General features: G+C 62.3%; 14 protein-coding genes. 9 read left to right on the plus strand and 5 right to left on the minus strand.

Translation table 11 applies throughout. The features are described from left to right. Nucleotides 1-83: 83 nt before the first annotated feature. Together CRO23_RS00835 and CRO23_RS00840 are read left to right on the plus strand one after the other, a co-directional pair. Nucleotides 84-3188: an autotransporter serine protease gene (locus CRO23_RS00835; protein ID WP_441347582.1), complete on the plus strand. Its 3105-nt coding sequence runs from the start codon at nucleotides 84-86 to the stop codon at nucleotides 3186-3188. Nucleotides 3189-3642: 454 nt separating this feature from the next. Continuing rightward, on the plus strand, nucleotides 3643-4494 hold the full coding sequence (locus CRO23_RS00840) for a helix-turn-helix domain-containing protein (protein ID WP_016930454.1): 852 nt from the start codon (nucleotides 3643-3645) through the stop codon (nucleotides 4492-4494). On the opposite strand, the gene CRO23_RS00845 is transcribed toward CRO23_RS00840, so the two are convergent. The 3 genes from CRO23_RS00845 to CRO23_RS00855 form a co-directional block, all read right to left on the minus strand. Continuing rightward, on the minus strand, nucleotides 4484-6268 hold the full coding sequence (locus CRO23_RS00845; RefSeq protein ID WP_016930453.1) for an ATP-binding response regulator: 1785 nt from the start codon (nucleotides 6266-6268) through the stop codon (nucleotides 4484-4486). The two genes, CRO23_RS00840 and CRO23_RS00845, sit on opposite strands and share 11 nt — an antisense overlap. After that, on the minus strand, nucleotides 6265-6759 hold the full coding sequence (locus CRO23_RS00850) for a molybdopterin-dependent oxidoreductase (RefSeq protein WP_004931017.1): 495 nt from the start codon (nucleotides 6757-6759) through the stop codon (nucleotides 6265-6267). Before CRO23_RS00850 ends, CRO23_RS00845 begins: the two co-directional genes overlap by 4 nt. Before the next feature lie 161 nt (nucleotides 6760-6920). Then, nucleotides 6921-8270: an aminotransferase-like domain-containing protein gene (locus CRO23_RS00855; protein WP_097101224.1), complete on the minus strand. Its 1350-nt coding sequence runs from the start codon at nucleotides 8268-8270 to the stop codon at nucleotides 6921-6923. A 139-nt stretch (nucleotides 8271-8409) separates the two neighbouring features. Here CRO23_RS00855 and CRO23_RS00860 point away from each other — a divergent pair, with 139 nt between their 5' ends. The 3 genes from CRO23_RS00860 to CRO23_RS00870 all read left to right on the plus strand — a co-directional run bounded on the left by CRO23_RS00860 (nucleotide 8410) and on the right by CRO23_RS00870 (nucleotide 10509). Continuing rightward, nucleotides 8410-9039: a LysE family translocator gene (locus tag CRO23_RS00860; RefSeq protein WP_016930451.1), complete on the plus strand. Its 630-nt coding sequence runs from the start codon at nucleotides 8410-8412 to the stop codon at nucleotides 9037-9039. Between the two features lie 33 nt (nucleotides 9040-9072). Then, entirely contained in the window at nucleotides 9073-9924 is an 852-nt protein-coding gene (locus tag CRO23_RS00865) for a PhzF family phenazine biosynthesis protein (RefSeq protein WP_016930450.1), read from the plus strand. Nucleotides 9925-9990: 66 nt separating this feature from the next. Continuing rightward, nucleotides 9991-10509: a DinB family protein gene (locus CRO23_RS00870; RefSeq protein WP_097101226.1), complete on the plus strand. Its 519-nt coding sequence runs from the start codon at nucleotides 9991-9993 to the stop codon at nucleotides 10507-10509. Nucleotides 10510-10587: 78 nt separating this feature from the next. On the opposite strand, the gene gorA is transcribed toward CRO23_RS00870, so the two are convergent. Together gorA and CRO23_RS00880 are read right to left on the minus strand one after the other, a co-directional pair. Next, nucleotides 10588-11940 (minus strand): glutathione-disulfide reductase, encoded by a 1353-nt coding sequence (gene gorA / locus CRO23_RS00875; RefSeq protein ID WP_016930448.1) that lies wholly within the window; start codon nucleotides 11938-11940, stop codon nucleotides 10588-10590. A 130-nt stretch (nucleotides 11941-12070) separates the two neighbouring features. After that, the gene (locus CRO23_RS00880) at nucleotides 12071-12913 is read right to left on the minus strand and encodes a 23S rRNA (adenine(2030)-N(6))-methyltransferase RlmJ (RefSeq protein ID WP_004931012.1); all 843 of its coding nucleotides are present in this window, start codon (nucleotides 12911-12913) and stop codon (nucleotides 12071-12073) included. A gap of 135 nt (nucleotides 12914-13048) precedes the next feature. Here CRO23_RS00880 and CRO23_RS00885 point away from each other — a divergent pair, with 135 nt between their 5' ends. The 4 genes from CRO23_RS00885 to rsmJ all read left to right on the plus strand — a co-directional run bounded on the left by CRO23_RS00885 (nucleotide 13049) and on the right by rsmJ (nucleotide 16847). After that, the gene (locus CRO23_RS00885; RefSeq protein ID WP_097101228.1) at nucleotides 13049-13453 is read left to right on the plus strand and encodes an ASCH domain-containing protein; all 405 of its coding nucleotides are present in this window, start codon (nucleotides 13049-13051) and stop codon (nucleotides 13451-13453) included. A 16-nt stretch (nucleotides 13454-13469) separates the two neighbouring features. Next, nucleotides 13470-13931 carry an HIT family protein gene (locus CRO23_RS00890; RefSeq protein ID WP_097101230.1) on the plus strand — a complete coding sequence of 154 codons (462 nt, stop codon included), beginning with the start codon at nucleotides 13470-13472 and terminating at the stop codon, nucleotides 13929-13931. 118 nt (nucleotides 13932-14049) lie between these two features. Further along, nucleotides 14050-16092, plus strand: a complete 2043-nt coding sequence (gene prlC / locus CRO23_RS00895; protein ID WP_097101231.1) for an oligopeptidase A — start codon at nucleotides 14050-14052, stop codon at nucleotides 16090-16092. An 8-nt stretch (nucleotides 16093-16100) separates the two neighbouring features. Beyond that, nucleotides 16101-16847, plus strand: coding sequence for a 16S rRNA (guanine(1516)-N(2))-methyltransferase RsmJ (gene rsmJ, locus CRO23_RS00900; RefSeq protein ID WP_028128290.1), 747 nt, complete (start codon nucleotides 16101-16103; stop codon nucleotides 16845-16847). The last annotated feature ends 12 nt before the right edge of the window (nucleotides 16848-16859 follow it).

A 16859-nucleotide genomic window follows, 5' to 3' on the forward strand; every position in this document is an offset into this window, starting at 1 on the left:
GCGGGCGGTTCCTTTTTCACATCCTGCTAATGAGAACCCGGCGCACCTGGGGCGTCGGCCAATAACAAGCAAAAGGTAAGGAAATGACAACAACAATGGGTTTTGATAGCAAAGGAAACGCTCGCCGCTCGCCGTGGCGGCTGAACGCGCTGGTCTGCTGCATGGCGCTGGCGGGGTATGCGCAGGCGGCGCCGCACGAGGTGAGCGGCCAAGCCGGCGATCCGGCCAGCTGGCGCAGCGCAGAATTCAACGCCAACTGGGGGCTGGGGGCGATCCACGCCGATGAGGCCTATGCCGCCGGCTACACCGGCAAAGGGCAGACGGTGGGCATTTTCGATACCCCGGTCAACCGCCATCCCGAGTTCGCCGGCGACGGCAAACTGATCAACGTGGTCACCGAAGGCTATCGCGCCTATACCGATCCGCACCGGCCGGGGATTAACGCCGGCGATCGCTTTTACTTCGACGGCACCTTCCACTTCTACAGCGGTTCACAGGGCATGCTGAGCAATCACGGGGTGCACGTCGCGGGCATCAGCGCGGCGAACCGCGACGGCGTCGGCATGCACGGCGTGGCCTTCGATTCGCAGGTGATCAGCGTCGATAACGACAACGACGGCCCGGCCTACGGCGAATTCCTTGGCCTGGACGGCGCCGTCACCAATGCCGGCTGGCAGGCGATGATCAAGAGCGGCGTGCGGGTAATCAACAACAGCTGGGGCGTCAGTATTCCCGATTTCCTGTCCGACGGCGGCCGCGATCCCAACGCGCTGCACTTTGAGCTGAAGGATGCGCAGGAACAGTTCGATCAGGTCAAACCGCTGCTCGGCAGTTTGGCCGGCGCAGGCTATCAGGGCGCCATCGACGCGGCGCACAAAAATATTCTGGTGCTGTTCGCCGCCGGTAACGACGGCAACTACAACCAGCCGGATGTGATCAGCGGCCTGGCCTATTTCGTGCCGGACATCGCGCCGAACTGGCTGTCGGTCGCCAGCGTGGCGCAGGATGCGACATCGACCAACAGCGTGCCTTACACCATCAGCAGCTTCTCTTCCCGTTGCGGCTATACCGCCAGCTTCTGCGTCTCGTCGCCGGGCAGCAAAATCTACAGCACCGTGGCCAACGGTTCCGATCCGGCCAACCTGGTGTCGGACTACGGCAATAAAAACGGCACCTCGATGGCGACGCCGCACGTCACCGGCGCGGTGGCGGTGTTGCTGCAGCGCTTCCCGTACATGAGCTCGGCGCAGATTGCCGACGTGCTGAAAACCACCGCCACCGACATGGGCGCGCCGGGCATCGACGCGCTCTACGGCTGGGGAATGATCAACCTGGGCAAAGCCATCAACGGCCCGGGCATGTTCTATACCGTCGAAGATATTCCTGCGGAGTTCCGCATTCCGGATCCGACGGGCGTGGCTTACGGCCCGACCCAGTTTGTCGCCAATATTCCGGGTCTGGGCGCCGAGGTGGATGCCGGCACGCTGCACGCCAGAAAGTGTGACGACATCAGTTGCGAACTGGAAGTCTACTCCAACAACATCTCCGGCCATGGCGGCCTGACCAAAGAAGGGAGGGGCACGCTGGTCATGACCGGCGCCAACACCTATTCCGGGCCGACGCTGGTCAATCAGGGGCGGCTGGCGATCAACGGCTCGGTCACCTCGGCCGTCAGCGTGCAGAGCGGCGGCATCGTCGGCGGCAGCGGCACGGTCGGTTCGCTGACCGCCCGCCGCGGCGGCACCGTGGCGCCGGGCAACTCGATCGGCACCCTGAACGTGGCCGGCGACGTCAGCTTCGAGCCGGGTTCGCGCTATGCGGTGGAAGTGGGGCCGAACGGCCAGAGCGATCGGATCCAGAGCGGCGGAGCGGCGACGATCGGCGGCGGCGAGGTGGCGGTCACGCTGGAGAACAGCAGCAACCTGCTGACGCAAAGCGAGGTGCGCAGCCTGCTGGGCCAGCAGTACACCATCCTGAGCGCGCAGCAGGGGGTGAGCGGGCAGTTTGACGCGGTGGCGCCGAACTACCTGTTCCTCGGCACCGGGCTGAGCTACCAGCCGACCGGGGTAACGCTGAGCGTCGGGCGTAACGGCACGAGCTTCGCCAGCGTGGCGAAGACGCCGAACGAACGGGCGGTGGCGGCGGCGGCGGATGCGCTGGCGGCGGGCAACCCGGTGTACGAGAGCCTGCTCAACAGCGGCACGGCGGGCGAGGCGCGGCAGGCGTTCCGTCAGCTGTCGGGGCAAATCCATGCGGACATCGCGTCGGCGCTGGTGAACGACAGCCGCTACCTGCGTGAGGCGCTGAACGGGCGTCTGCGTCAGGCGGAAGGGCTGGCGAGTTCGTCGGCCATCAAGGCGGACGAGGACGGCGCCTGGGCGCAGCTGCTGGGAGCGTGGGACCATGCGTCGGGCGACGCCAACGCCACCGGCTATCAGGCCTCGACCTACGGGGTGCTGGTGGGGCTGGACTCGGCGGCGGCGGCCGACTGGCGGCTGGGGGTGGCGACCGGCTACACCCGCACCTCGCTGCACGGCGGGTACGGGTCGAAGGCGGACAGCGACAACTACCACCTGGCGGCGTACGGCGACAAGCAGTTCGGGGCGCTGGCGCTGCGGGGCGGGGCGGGCTATACCTGGCACCGCATCGACACCAAGCGGTCGGTGAACTACGGGATGCAGTCGGACCGCGACACGGCGAAGTACAGCGCGCGCACCGAGCAGCTGTTCGCGGAAGCGGGCTACAGCGTGAAGGGCGAGTGGCTGAACCTGGAGCCGTTCGTCAACCTGGCGTACGTGAACTTCGAAAACAACGGCATCGCGGAAAGCGGCGGCGCAGCGGCGCTGCGCGGCGACAAGCAGCACACCGACGCGACGGTGTCGACGCTGGGACTGCGCGCGGACACTGAGTGGCAGGTGAGCCCGGGCACGACGGTGGCGCTGCGCAGCGAGCTGGGGTGGCAACACCAGTACGGCGGGCTGGAGCGTGGCACCGGGCTGCGGTTCAACGGCGGCAACGCGCCGTTCGTGGTGGACAGCGTGCCGGTGTCGCGCGACGGGATGGTGCTGAAGGCGGGTGCGGAAGTGGCGGTGAACGAGAACGCCTCGCTGTCGCTGGGCTACGGCGGGCTGCTGTCGCAGAACCATCAGGACAACAGCGTCAACGCCGGTTTCACCTGGCGTTTCTAAGCCAAGCGGTCATTACAGGGTCAACGGAGCCGGCATGCCGGCTCCGTTTTTATTTGCGGCTGCGGGGTGAGTCCGTATGATGGCGCGGCACCAGGGCAATAAAAAACCGGGACCCTGACGGATCCCGGCTTAAAAGTGGGTAAAACAGATTAGCGCTAAAGGCTCAAGCCCCGTTTTGCTTATGCAGTCCAAGCGATGTGAGCATCGTCTCAGTAGCGGCAACGGAACAAATTTTCCCTGGTGTTACTATGGTTATTATTAAAAATCGTGCTGGTGTTATTTTTTATAGTGTATTGCTGTATGTCTCTTTTGATACCATGTTTGACGATACAACATGGTATGTCAAGCAACGTTTTTAACGCATAATTGCATGGGATGCTAGTTTTAGGTGTGGCTTTTTCAGCAGAAATAATCAAAACGACTGATAAATCAGTAAAAAAAATCGAAGGAACAAATGGATAACAATCATCAAAAATTCGATTCACAGTCGATTGCCAATCGGGTCAGGGAGCTGTTTTTACATTACGGGATTGGAAAACGTCAGCATGCCCGCGAACTCAGCCGCATCTTGGATCTGAGTTTTTCACATGCGCACCGCAAATTGAAAGGGCAAAGCCCCTGGACGCTGGAACAGATCAACAGCGTCGCGGCCGCGTTGGGAGAAACGCCGGCGGCGATCGCCGATTTGAGCGCCGAACATGAGACGACCGAGCCAAACATGGCGCGTGATGCCATCTTTTTCGTGGCGGGGGTGGCGATGCCCTGTGTCGGGCACATTGGCGACGAACTTCCTGCCGGGCGGCCGGCGGAATTTGTGGCGCTGCGCGTGGAGGGGCAATGGCATATCTATCGCGCCGATGAGGCGCCGGCAGGCCCGCGTTACGGCGTCGAACTGATAGAAATTCGGCCCGGTTACGGCGATGACGAGCGGTTGAGCATCGCGGTATTGGACGATTCGCATCAGGCGGCCGATGAGCTGGCCAAGTACCTCGGCGGCTGCGGTTTCAACGCAGTGGCGTTTTACGATGTCGACAGCTTCTGCCAAGCGCTGCAGCAAAGCCTGTTCGACGGTTACGTGGTGGACTGGCTGATCGGTGAGGAAACGGCGGATCGCTGTATCGCCACCATCCGCGCCTCCGACAACCCGGACGCGCCGGTACTGGTGCTGACCGGCGAACTGGGCACCGACCGACGCGAGTCGGAGATCGCTCAGGCGATGCGCGAGTACGATGTGCTCGGTCCTTATGAAAAACCGGTGCGGCTCCATGTGATCGAAGCCGCACTGCAACGCTGTTTTAATCTTTAGCGGGGAACACCTCGGCCAGCGCGCTCGACAGCGCATCCAGCCGAACCGGTTTCATCAGGTAGTTATCGAACAGGGCGCGCTGATCCGCCGTCAGCTGCTCCGGCGTATAGGCGCTGATGCCGATGATTGGCACATGGCGGTTGGGGCCGCGACGATTGCGCAGCTGCCTGGCCAGGGCGGCGCCGTCGATGCCCGGCATCTGCAGATCCAGCAACAGCGCGTCGTAAGGGCGTCTGAGCAGTTTCTGCAACGCGCGCTCCGGCGAGTCGCACAGTTCGTGCTGGTAGCCCAGCTTGTCCAGCAGCGCCGCAAAGGCATCCCCCACCGACTTGTTGTCATCCACCACCAGCACCTGCTGCGGCTTTTGCTGCAGGGGGGCATTGGCGGCGGCGGGCTCGTCGGCGCGCTCTTCTTCACTGATCTGCACCGGAATGCTGACGATAAAGGTGCTGCCTTTCTTGATTTCGCTGTATACCGTGATGGTGCCGTTGAGCAGCGTCACCAGGCCGTGCACGATCGCCAGCCCCATTCCCACGCCGGCATACTGTTTGGTATGCGACTGATCCAACTGGGTAAAGGGTTTGAAGATCTGATCGAGCTGGTCTTTTTCAATACCGATGCCGGTGTCGGTCACTTCGATGATCAACGAATTGCCGCCCGGCTGGCGGCGCAGGCAGCTGTGCAGCGTAATGCTGCCGCTTTCGGTGTATTTGTAGGCGTTGGTCAGCAGGTTGACGATAATCTGCCGGATGCGCAGCGGATCGGAGTGCACCAACAGGTGGCTGCACTCCACTTCGCAGCTCAGTTTGACCTGCTCTTTGCGGGTCAGGGTGGCGATTTCGTTGGCGGTTTCCGCGATCAGCTTCTGCGCGTCGAACGGCACGATGCGCAATTCCATCATGCCGCTGTCGAGGTGCGCGTAGTCGGTCAGATCCTTCATCTGGCTTTCGATTTGCTGCGCGGCGGTCTCCAGCCGCTGGAAAGTGTCCGCATGCTCCGCCGACACTCGGGTGTTCACCAGCACGTCGATGGCCGACATCACGCTCTGCAATGAGGTGCGCAGCTCGTGGCCGATGGCGCCGAGGAAGGCGTTTTTGGTGCGCGTCGCTTTCTCCGCCTCAATGGCTTTGGCCTGCTGGCGAATGGTCAGCCGCTGCTGGCGGAACACGATCAGGGTGATGGCGATCAGCGCGATCACCGAGAACATGACGATCACCAGCCCATAGAAAATAATGTGCCGTTTCTCGATGTAATCCTCATAGGCTGCGGTGCGCTGCTTCACCTCGGCGTGGTCGGTCAGGTTGGCCATTTCGATAGCGTAAGGCTTGATGGCCTTCATGGCCGCGAAAACCTGGCTGAAGTCGATTTTCGGGTTATCCAGCAGTTTATCGATGCGATCCATCTGCAGGCGCATCTGCTTGACCACTTCCGGGTAGCCCGGCTCGGCGTACAGCGGTTGCGTGGATTCGGAGACGGTTTCCAGCACGTAAAAGCGCGAATAGAGGATTTCGAACCGCAGTCGCAGATTGTCGCTGTCCACCTGCGCGGCATGGCTTTGCTGCTCGACCAGCGTGTCGAACTCCGCCAGCTTGATGGAGAACTTGGCGATAGACCAGGAGTAATTCTCCTGCGTGCCGGCGATGGCATACAGCCCTTTTTTCGACAGGGTGGCGCTGTAGTAATAGAGCGTGACGGTCGAAGCCACTAAAAACAGCGCGGCAAAGATGGCCGGGATCGCCAGCCTGCTGCCGTTCTTAAAGGTCGTCAGCTTCATTTGATCACGATCCTGTCGACTTGCCAGATAAAGCGTGAATTGTACAACGGCGAGTTCAGTTCAGGCCCGGCGGCGTCGCGCGGGTAAACCAGGAACAGCGGGCCGAAGTTTCTGAGCTTCAGCATTTCCCCGTCCATCCTGTAGGCCAGGATCATGTTGTATTTCTTGACGTCGGACAGCGGCACGTCGATGTAATAATCGTTCAGCGCGTAGAAAGTCAGCGTCTCGCCCTTGGCGCCGACGCGCTCCAAGATATCGGCCACCGAAATCCCTTCAAATTTTCTCTGCGGCGTCCAGGAAGTGGAGGTGGTGATGCTGCGCACCGGCATCGCCAACAGCTGCTTATCGGTGAACAGATAGCTTTTTTTGACCGGGTCGGTCACGTTGTCGATCTTGCCCGCCACTTCCAGGGTAAAGCTGAGCGCGCTGCTCTGGGCGATAATCAGGGCCACGCAGGCCATCGCAAGGGTTTTGCATAGTTTGAACAGCATCGGTGTTCTCCAGAGGCGCGGGGAGGTTGTATCAGTCCCGCTAATTTATCAGGCAGAATAATGGCAGAAAAAGCAGGCGGGTGCGAAGGGAATAGTAAACCGCACAAAAAGAACAGTCCTGAGCCGGTCGGCCCGTGCGCGTAACCTTTCTCTTCCGTTTGTCAGCCGTTCCGATGCTCTTTCAACAGCTGTGCCAGCTGCGTCAGGCCTGCCGTTAGCTCGTCCGGCGAGGGGGAGCCCAGGCACAGGCGAATGCCCGTCGCACGTTCGTCGCGGGCCACTATCACGGTGTCCGGCGGTGTCACCTTTACGTTGACCAATGCGGCGGCGGCGGCCACAGACTCGGCGGTTTCGCGCGGCATCGGCAGCCAGACATGATAAGCGTCGGGATGCGATACGCAGTCGTCGGCATCAAATATCGAGGTGGCCAGATGCACTCTTCGCTGAGCCTCATGGCGCAACGCTTGCGGTATCGTCTCGATTGCGCCGCTGGACAGCCACTCCTCCACCACAGCGCAAGACAGTGGCGAAGGCGCGAAAGGAATATCTTGCAAGGCTTCTTCCGCCGCAGTTTGCATGCCGGGCGGCAGAGTCAGCATGCCGATCCGCAACCCCGGGCCGAGCGTTTTCGACAGGCCATTGACATGGAACGCCCGCTCGGGCGCCAAAGCCGCGAGCGCAGGCGCCGCAGAGTGACCCAGCGCGTAGACGCCATCCTCGATGATCCAGACATTCGCCTGCCGACATATCTCGACGATAGCCTGCCTGCGCTCGGCGCTCATGGTGGCGGTCGTCGGGTTATGCAGCGTCGGCGTCAGATAGACCGCGGTATGGCCGGAGGAGACTCGCTCGAGCGCGCTCGCCAGCGCCTGCGGCACCATGCCTTGCGCATCGATCTCCACGCCGATCAGGCGATGGCCTTTACGTCGGGCCAGCGCGATCGCGCCGGGGTAGGTGAGTCTCTCCGTCAGTATCGTGCCGCGTGACCCGCAGGCCAGGTCAAACGCCAGCGAAATCGCCTGACGGGCATTGCTGGTCAGCGCCAGGTGCGACGGATCGATCGTGACGCCGACGTTTTCCAGCCAGCGGGCCAACAAACGCCGGTGCTCCAGATGCCCGGTCGGAGGGGAATAGAAGTTCAGATGGTCCGCATCCATTTTCCGCGCAATGCCGGCCAGCGTGCGCGCCAGCAAACGATCGGTAAGCATCGCCGGCGGCGCATTGGATGAAAGATCGATTTCGCGTTTTTCACGGGCGCGGCGAATCGCCACGAACATCCCGCGGCCTTTCACGCTGCGAACCAGCCCGCGTCGTTCCAGGATGGCGTAGGCTTTGGTCACCGTGCCCAGACCGATCGCCAATTGCCAGGCGAGGGGACGGTGAGCCGGCAAACGATCGCCCCCTTGCAGCTTGCCCTCGATAATGTCGTCAGCCAACGCCAGCACCAGCCGTTCGACGGTAGTGGCTTCCACGTTGGCCAGGCGGGGTTGCCAGGGGGATTGAAGCCGCATGGTCGCTCTCCGGAGAAAGAATATAGTGTCACGTGACACTATTTAAATAGGCGAAAAGTGTAACACATACTATGTTGGTGAGGAGTCCCGGCGTTTTCAACAACGGCTCGGCCGTAAGGCGGGTCAGCGGAGTTTTTCCATGATGGTCAGTCAGCTTGCGTTGGTTTACGGCGCCTATCTCCTCGCAACCGCCAGCCCCGGCCCTAGCAACATGGCGATCATGGGCGTGGCGATGCGTGACGGCCGCAGGCCCGCATTGGTGCTGGCCGCCGGCGTGATGACCGGATCGCTGTGCTGGGCGATGTTGGCCGCGACCGGCCTTTCCGCCGTGTTGGCCACGTATGCGCAGGCGCTGTGGACCATCAAGATCGTTGGCGGCGTGTATATGCTGTATCTGGCGCTGCGCGCCGGAAAGTCCGCGTTACGCACGTCCGCCGCGACGTCGGGCATGGCCGCGGAGCGCGATGCGCGGCCTTATCGGGCGCTTTATCGGCAGGGCGTGCTGATGCATCTCGGCAATCCCAAGGCCATCATGTCCTGGATGGCGATCATGTCGCTGGGATTGCGGCAAGGCGCGCCTGAGCAGGTTTTACCGGCAATTATTGGCGGTTGCGCGCTGCTCGGCGTGACGATTTTCGGGGGGTATGCCCTGTTGTTCTCAACGGCGCCGATGATCGCGTTTTACACCCGGGTGAGGCGCTGGATTGAAGGAACGCTTGCGCTGCTGTTCGCTTTGGCGGGCCTGGAGCTGTTGATATCGCGGGGGTAATGAACGCCCGGCGTTAACCTGAGGAGAGAAGCGATGGTTTTTGGCATGCAAATGGTGGATGTCTTTGGCGCCGGGCCGCTCGCTGGCAATCCGTTGGCGGTGATCACGGGCGCCGAAGCGTTGTCGACGGAGGACATGCAGCGTTTGACGCGTTGGTTCAACCTGTCGGAGACGGCCTTTTTGCTGCCGCCGACGCACCCCCAGGCGGATTACCGGGTGCGGATATTCACGCTGGATCGTGAAATGCCGTTTGCCGGGCACCCGACGCTCGGCAGTTGTCATGCCTGGCTCACTGCGGAGGGTATGCCGCGCAATGATGCGGAGATCATCCAGGAGTGCGGGGCGGGCTTGGTGAGCATTCGCCGCGAGGCCGGACGGCTGTGTTTTGCCGCGCCGCCGTTGATTCGCTCCGGGGCGCCTTCAGAAGCGGCGTTGGCCGACGCGCTGCGGTTTTTGGGGATCGCGCCTGAGGAGGCGCTCGATGCCGCCTGGATCGATAACGGTCCGGGGTGGCTGGGGATCCGGCTGGCCAGCGCCGAACGGGTGCTTTCCCTGACGCCGGCGAGAAGCTGGCCGCGCAGGGTCGACATTGGCGTCGTCGGCCCACATGCCGATGGTGACGCAGCCTTCGAAGTTCGCGCCTTTTTGAGCGATCATCTTGGCGCTATCGTCGAAGATCCGGTCACCGGCAGCCTCAATGCCTCCCTGGCCCAGTGGTTGTTCGCAAGCGGCGTGGTCAGCGGCGGCTATATCGCCGCTCAGGGGCGCTGCCGTGGGCGCAACGGACGCGTGCATGTCACCCGCGACGCGAGCGGCCGGATTTGGGTGGGCGGCGATACGCGCACTCAGGTCGAAGGGCGGCTGCAAGGGATTGGCACGGCGTAGAACGCGCCGCCGCACCGCGTGCGGCTGAGCTGAATATCGATTTTCATCCGATAAGGAGTGAGCAGTATGTCTGCAACGGCCATCGATACCTTGAAAATGCTGGTGCGTTACAAAGCCTGGGCGAACGCCTTGACCTTTGACTGTGTGGCGGCCTTGCCGGAAGGCGAAGCGCTGCGGCCGCGCCCGACCCGTTTCGGCAATATGGTGCATACCTTGAATCATGTGTATGTGGTGGACGATATCTTCAGGCACCATCTGCAAGGCCGCAAGCATGGCTACCTCGCGCGCAACACCGAGCAAACGCCTGCGCTTGACGACTTGCGGTGCGCGGTGGAGGAAATGGACCGCTGGTATATCGAACAGGTGGACAGCTGGTCGCCGGAGGCGCTGGCGCAAGCGGTGCATTTCGAGTTCGTCGGCGGGGGGGAAGGCCGCATGACGCGGCAGGAAATCGTGCTGCATGTCGTCAACCACGCTACCTATCATCGCGGTTTTGTCGGCGATATGCTCTATCAGGTGCCCTTTGCTTCACCGGCGAACGATTTGCCGGTGTTTCTTCGCGATCATTACCGCCGGGCGCCGTGAGGCGAGCGAGATAAATAAAAAAAGCCAGACGCTTTCGCGCCTGGCCTGTTACGCGCCGGAACCCGGCGAGGTTGCGCCTCAGCGCATGGTGACGAACTCTTCCGCTGCGGTCGGGTGGATCGCCACGGTGTTGTCGAAGTCCTTCTTGGTGGCGCCCATCTTCACCGCCACCGCGAAGCCCTGCAGGATTTCATCCATGCCGAAGCCGATGCCGTGCAGGCCGACGATCTTCTCTTCTTTACCTGCGCACACCAGCTTCATGCGGCACGGCTGACGGTGCTGCGTCACGGCGCTGTACATGGCGGTGAAGGAGGATTTGTACACCTTCACGTTGTCCGCGCCGAACTTCTCGATGGCTTCCGGCTCGGTCAGACCGACGGTGCCGATCGGCGGGTGGCTGAACACCACGGTGGCGATGTTGCTGTAATCCAGGTGTTCGTCCGGCTTGTTGTTGAACAGGCGCTCGGACAGACGGCGGCCGGCGGCCACGGCGACCGGGGTCAGCTCTACCGCGCCGGTGTTGTCGCCCACCGCATAGATGCCTTTGACGTTGGTGTTCTGGAACTTATCGACGTCGATGTAGCCTTGTTCGTTGGTTTTCACCCCGGTGACGCCGAGGTTCAGGTTGTCGGTCGCCGGTTCGCGGCCGATGGCCCAAATCAGGCAGTCGACGGTGAATGCCTTGCCGTTTTCCAGCTGCAGCGTCAGGCTGCCGTCGGCGTTCTTGACGATCGCTTTCGGCACGGATTCGGTGTGCAGGCTTGGTCCTTCGGTGTTCATCACTTCCACCAGGGTTTCGACGATCATCGGATCGAAGGTGCGCAGCGGCGCGTGCTTGCGCACGAACAGATGCGTTTCCGCGCCCAGCGCGTTCAGCACGCCGGCGATCTCTACGGCGATATAGCCGGCGCCGACGACGGCGACGCGTTTCGGCATGGCGTCCAGCTCAAAGAAGCCGTCGGAGTCGATGCCGTATTCCGCGCCCGGAATAGCCGGATGGCTCGGGCGGCCGCCGGTGGCGATCAGGATGTGGTCGGCGGTGATGGTTTCGCCGTTCACTTCCACGGTGTGCGCATCCACGAAGCGCGCGAAGCCTTTGATCACGTCGACCTTGTTCTTGCCCAGCACGTTGTCGTAGGAATTGTGGATGCGGTCGATATAGGCGGTGCGGTTGGCGACCAGCTTTTTCCAGTCGAAGGCGTTGACGGTGGTGTCGAAGCCGTAGTCCGGGCCGTACTGATGGATGGCCTCGGCGATCTGCGCCGCGTGCCACATGACTTTTTTCGGTACACAACCCACGTTTACACAGGTGCCGCCCAGCTCTTTGGCTTCAATCAGCGCACACTTTTGGCCGTACATGGCTGCCCGGTTGATCGATGCGATACCGCCGCTGCCGCCGCCAATTGCTAGATAATCGTAATGTTTCGTCATCTGGGATTTCCATGAGTTGTGAATTTGAAGAGGGTAAGAGTTTAACGCCTGACCGGGGTTTGTCGCAAAGATTGCGTCGATGGCTGCGATAGGTGGACGCAGGGCGCGGCAAACCGCGCCCTGATGGGGATTATTCCGGTACCACCCAGTTCACCAGATGGTGACCGATGCCCGACGGCACCAGCACCTTGTGCAGCCACGGCAGCACGTTCTTCATCTGCTGTTCCAGCTTCCACGGCGGGTTGATGACGATCATGCCGGAGGCGGTCATGCCGCGCTGATCGCTGTCGGGTTTCACCGCCAGCTCGATCTGCAGGATGCGGCGAATGCCGGTGGCTTCCAGATCGCGCAGCATGCGTTTGATCTGCTGGCGCATCACCACCGGGTACCACAGCGCGTAGGTGCCGGTGGCGAAACGCTTGTAGCCTTCCTGAATGCCTTTGACCACATCCTGGTAATCGGTCTTCATTTCATACGGCGGGTCCATCAGGATCAGGCCGCGGCGCGACAGTGGCGGCAGCTGGGATTTCAGCTGCTGATAGCCGTCGGCGCGCTGCACTTTGGCGCGCTCGTCTTTCTGGAATTCGCTGCGCAGCAGCGGGTAATCGCTTGGGTGCAGCTCGGTCAGGTGAATTTTATCCTGAGGGCGCAGCAGCTGGCGGGCGATCAGCGGCGAACCGGGATAGTAGCGCAGCGTGCCGGAACGGTTGAAGTTGTGCACCACGCTCATGTAGGCCGCCAGCTCCTCGGGCAGATCGTCGCGTTGCCACAGCAAGCCGATGCCTTCCAGGTATTCGCCGGTGCGCTCGGCGTGTTCGCCGCTGAGCTGATAACGGCCCGCGCCCGAGTGGGTATCCAGATACAGGAACGGCTTCTCTTTTTCCTTCAGCGACTCGATGATCAGGCTCTGAACGGTGTGTTTGAGCACGTCGGCGTGGTTGCCGGCGTGGAAACTGTGGCGATAACTTAACATGACGGGTGGCGGTTCCTTGTGCTCCGCAGGCGGAGCATTCAATGCAATAAGGCTTATAATCTGCACAGTATAAACTGTCTGGCCGGGAAAAACCGGACTCCGTTGCCGCAGACGTTAACAGAAAGGGACAGGACGATGAGCAAACAGGCGATTTTGGCGAATTACCCCGACGCGGCGCGCTGGGCGTTCGGCGACGGCCCCGCGTTAGCCGACGAGCTGCTGGGATTGGTGCTGAGCGGGGATAAAACCGCCACCTGCAGTTCCTATGCGAGCTATCGTCGGGAACAAACCCCGCGGATCGGCGATTACAGCATCGTTCTCGATGGCCGCGGCGAACCGGCCTGCGTGATCAGAACCCTGGCGCTGCGCCTGGTGCGCTACGATCGGGTGACCGCCGAGATGGCGGCCAAAGAGGGTGAAGGCGACAAAAGCCTGGCGTTTTGGCGCCAGGGGCATCAGGCGTTCTTCACCCGCGAGGGCACCTTTGCGCCGGACATGTGGCTGGTGTTCGAAGAGTTCGAACGGGTTGAAACGCTGTGAATCACAAGGAGAAAAGATGAGCTGCATTTTTTGCGACATCGTGGCGGGCAAGGCGCCGTGCCATAAAATCTGGGAAGACGACGACCATTTGGCGTTCCTGTCCATCTTTCCCAACACCGACGGTTTCAGCGTGGTGATCCCCAAGGCGCACCACCCGAGCTACGCGTTTGATCTGCCGGACGAGGTGCTGAGCGCGTTGATGCTGGCGACCAAGCGGGTGGCGCGGCAGCTGGATCGCGTGTTCGAGGATGTCGGCCGTTGCGGCATGGTGTTCGAGGGCTACGGCGTCGACCACGTGCACGCCAAATTGATCCCGCTGCACGGCACCGCGTCGCTGGAACAGTGGCGGCCGATCGAAGCGACCTCGCCGAAGTTTTTCACGCGTTACGAGGGCTATATCTCCTCCCACGATGCGGCGCGCGCCGACGACGAACAGCTGGCGGCGCTGGCTGCCCGCATCCGCCAAAGCGCCATTTAAGGCACGAACGATCAACGCCGGGCATTGATTTTCCTGCTGCCTGGCTCCATGTTAGAGATTCATACGCATTTTAAGGCTCGCCCGTGCGGCGGGCCCCAACGCTAATCAGGACTGCCCTATGACAAATCCGTTGCTGACCCCGTTTTCCCTGCCGCCTTTCTCGGCGATCCGCCCTGAAGATATCGTGCCAGCGGTGCAATCCGCGCTGGCGGACTGCCGCGCTGCGGTAGAGCGCGTGGTCGCGCAGCCGGGCCCGTTCACCTGGGACAATCTGTGTCAGCCGTTGGCGGAGTCGGACGATCGCCTGTCGCGCATCTGGTCGCCGATCGGGCACCTGAACTCGGTGAAAAACAGCCCGGAGCTGCGCGCCGCCTATGAGCAAGCGCTGCCGCTGCTGTCCGAGTACGGCACCTGGGTCGGCCAGCACGAAGGGTTGTATCAGGCCTACCGCAGCCTGAAAGAGGGCGCGGCGTTCGAGGCGCTGAGCGTGCCGCAGCGCAAGGCGGTGGACAACGCGCTGCGCGACTTCGAACTGTCGGGCATCGGCCTGTCGGCGGATAAACAGCAGCGCTATGGCGAGATCGTTGCGCGCCTGTCCGAACTGGGTTCCACCTACAGCAACAACGTGCTCGACGCCACCATGGGCTGGAGCAAACTGATTACCGACGAAGCCGAGCTGAGCGGCCTGCCGGAAAGCGCCCTGGCGCAGGCGCAGGCGATGGCGCAGGCCAAAGAGCAAGACGGCTGGCTGCTGACGCTGGACATGCCGAGCTACCTGCCGGTGCTGACCTACGCCGACAACCGCGCGTTGCGTGAAGAGATGTACCGCGCCTTCGCCACCCGCGCCTCTGACCAGGGGCCGAACGCCGGCAAATGGGACAACAGCGAAGTGATGGCGGAAACGCTGGCGCTGCGCCACGAGCTGGCTCAGCTGCTGGGCTTCGCCACCTACGCCGACAAGTCGCTGGCGACCAAAATGGCGGAAAGCCCAGAGCAGGTGATCGGCTTCCTGAGCGATCTGGCCAAACGCGCCCGCCCGCAGGCCGAGCAAGAGCTGGCGCAGCTGCGCGCCTTCGCCAAACAGCACTATGGCGTGGACGAGCTCGACGCCTGGGACATTACCTACTACGGCGAAAAACAGAAGCAGCACCTGTTCTCCATCAGCGACGAGCAGCTGCGCCCGTACTTCCCGGAGCAGCGGGTGGTGGAAGGGCTGTTCGAAGTGGTGAAACGCATTTACGGCATCACCGCCAAAGAGCGTAAAGACGTGGAAACCTGGCATCCGGACGTGCGCTTCTTCGATCTGTTCGACGCCGACGGCGAGCTGCGCGGCAGCTTCTACCTCGATCTGTACGCCCGCGAGAACAAACGCGGCGGCGCCTGGATGGACGACTGCGTCGGCAGCCTGCGCAAGGCCGACGGCACGCTGCAAAAACCGGTCGCTTACCTGACCTGCAATTTCAACCGTCCGCTGGGCGACCAGCCGGCGCTGTTCACCCATAACGAAGTGACCACGCTGTTCCACGAATTCGGCCACGGTCTGCATCACATGCTGACGCAGATCGATACCGCCGGCGTCTCCGGCATCAACGGGGTGCCGTGGGATGCGGTCGAACTGCCGAGCCAGTTTATGGAAAACTGGTGCTGGGAGCCGGAAGCGCTGGCGTTTATCTCGGGCCACTACCAGAGCGGCGAGCCGCTGCCGAAGGCCATGCTCGACAAGCTGCTGGCGGCCAAGAATTACCAGGCGGCGCTGTTTATCCTGCGCCAGCTGGAGTTCGGCCTGTTCGATTTCCGCATGCACTTCGAATACAGCCCGGAGAAAGGCGCGCAAATCCTGCTGACCCTGGCGGAAGTCAAGAAAATGGTGGCGGTGGTGCCTTCGCCAAGCTGGGGCCGCTTCCCGCACGCCTTCAGCCACATCTTCGCCGGCGGCTACGCGGCGGGTTACTACAGCTACCTGTGGGCGGAAGTGCTGTCGGCCGACGCCTACTCGCGCTTCGAAGAAGAGGGGATTTTCAACGCCGAAACCGGCAAATCCTTCCTCGACAACATCCTGTCGCGCGGCGGGTCGGAAGAGCCGATGGCGCTGTTCAAACGCTTCCGTGGCCGCGAGCCGCAGCTGGATGCTATGCTGCGCCATTACGGCATTAAAGGATAACCCGACACGTGAGCGTGTGTTTATTGTGTGAAGCAGGCGCCGATCCCGGCGCCTTGTCTGTTTTGGCGCAGCGCTGGCGGCTGACGTCCGACGACGACGCGCCGATGGCGCTGGTATTGACCCCGCAGCGGCTGGAACTGCGCAAGCGCGACGAGCCGAAGCTGGGCGGGATCTACGTCGATTTCGTCTCCGGCGCCATGGCGCATCGGCGCCGCTTCGGCGGCGGCCGCGGCGAGGCGGTGGCCAAGGCGGTCGGCATCAAGGGCAGCTACCTGCCGGACGTGGTGGACGCCACCGCCGGGCTGGGGCGCGACGCCTTCGTGCTGGCGGCGCTGGGCTGCCGGGTGCGGATGCTGGAGCGCAATCCGGTGGTGGCGGCGTTGCTGGACGACGGTCTGCAGCGCGGCTATCAGGATGCGGAAATCGGCCCGTGGCTGCGCGAGCGTCTGACGCTGCTGCACGCCTCCAGCCTGACGGCGCTGGCGGATCTCAGCCCGCGCCCCGAGGTGGTGTATCTCGATCCGATGTTCCCGCATAAGCAGAAAAGCGCGTTGGTGAAGAAAGAAATGCGGGTGTTTCAATCGCTGGTGGGCAGCGACGATGACGCCGACGGCCTGCTGGAACCGGCGCGCCGTTTGGCGACCAAGCGCGTGGTGGTGAAACGCCCGGACTACGCGCCGCCGCTGGCCGACGTGCCGGCGCACGCCGCCACGCTGACCAAAAGCCACCGTTTCGATATCTACATGCCGCTGTAATGTCTGCCGGGC

The sequence above is a fragment of the Serratia sp. JKS296 genome, assembly GCF_900215445.1.
Classification (GTDB): Bacteria; Pseudomonadota; Gammaproteobacteria; order Enterobacterales; family Enterobacteriaceae; genus Serratia; species Serratia marcescens.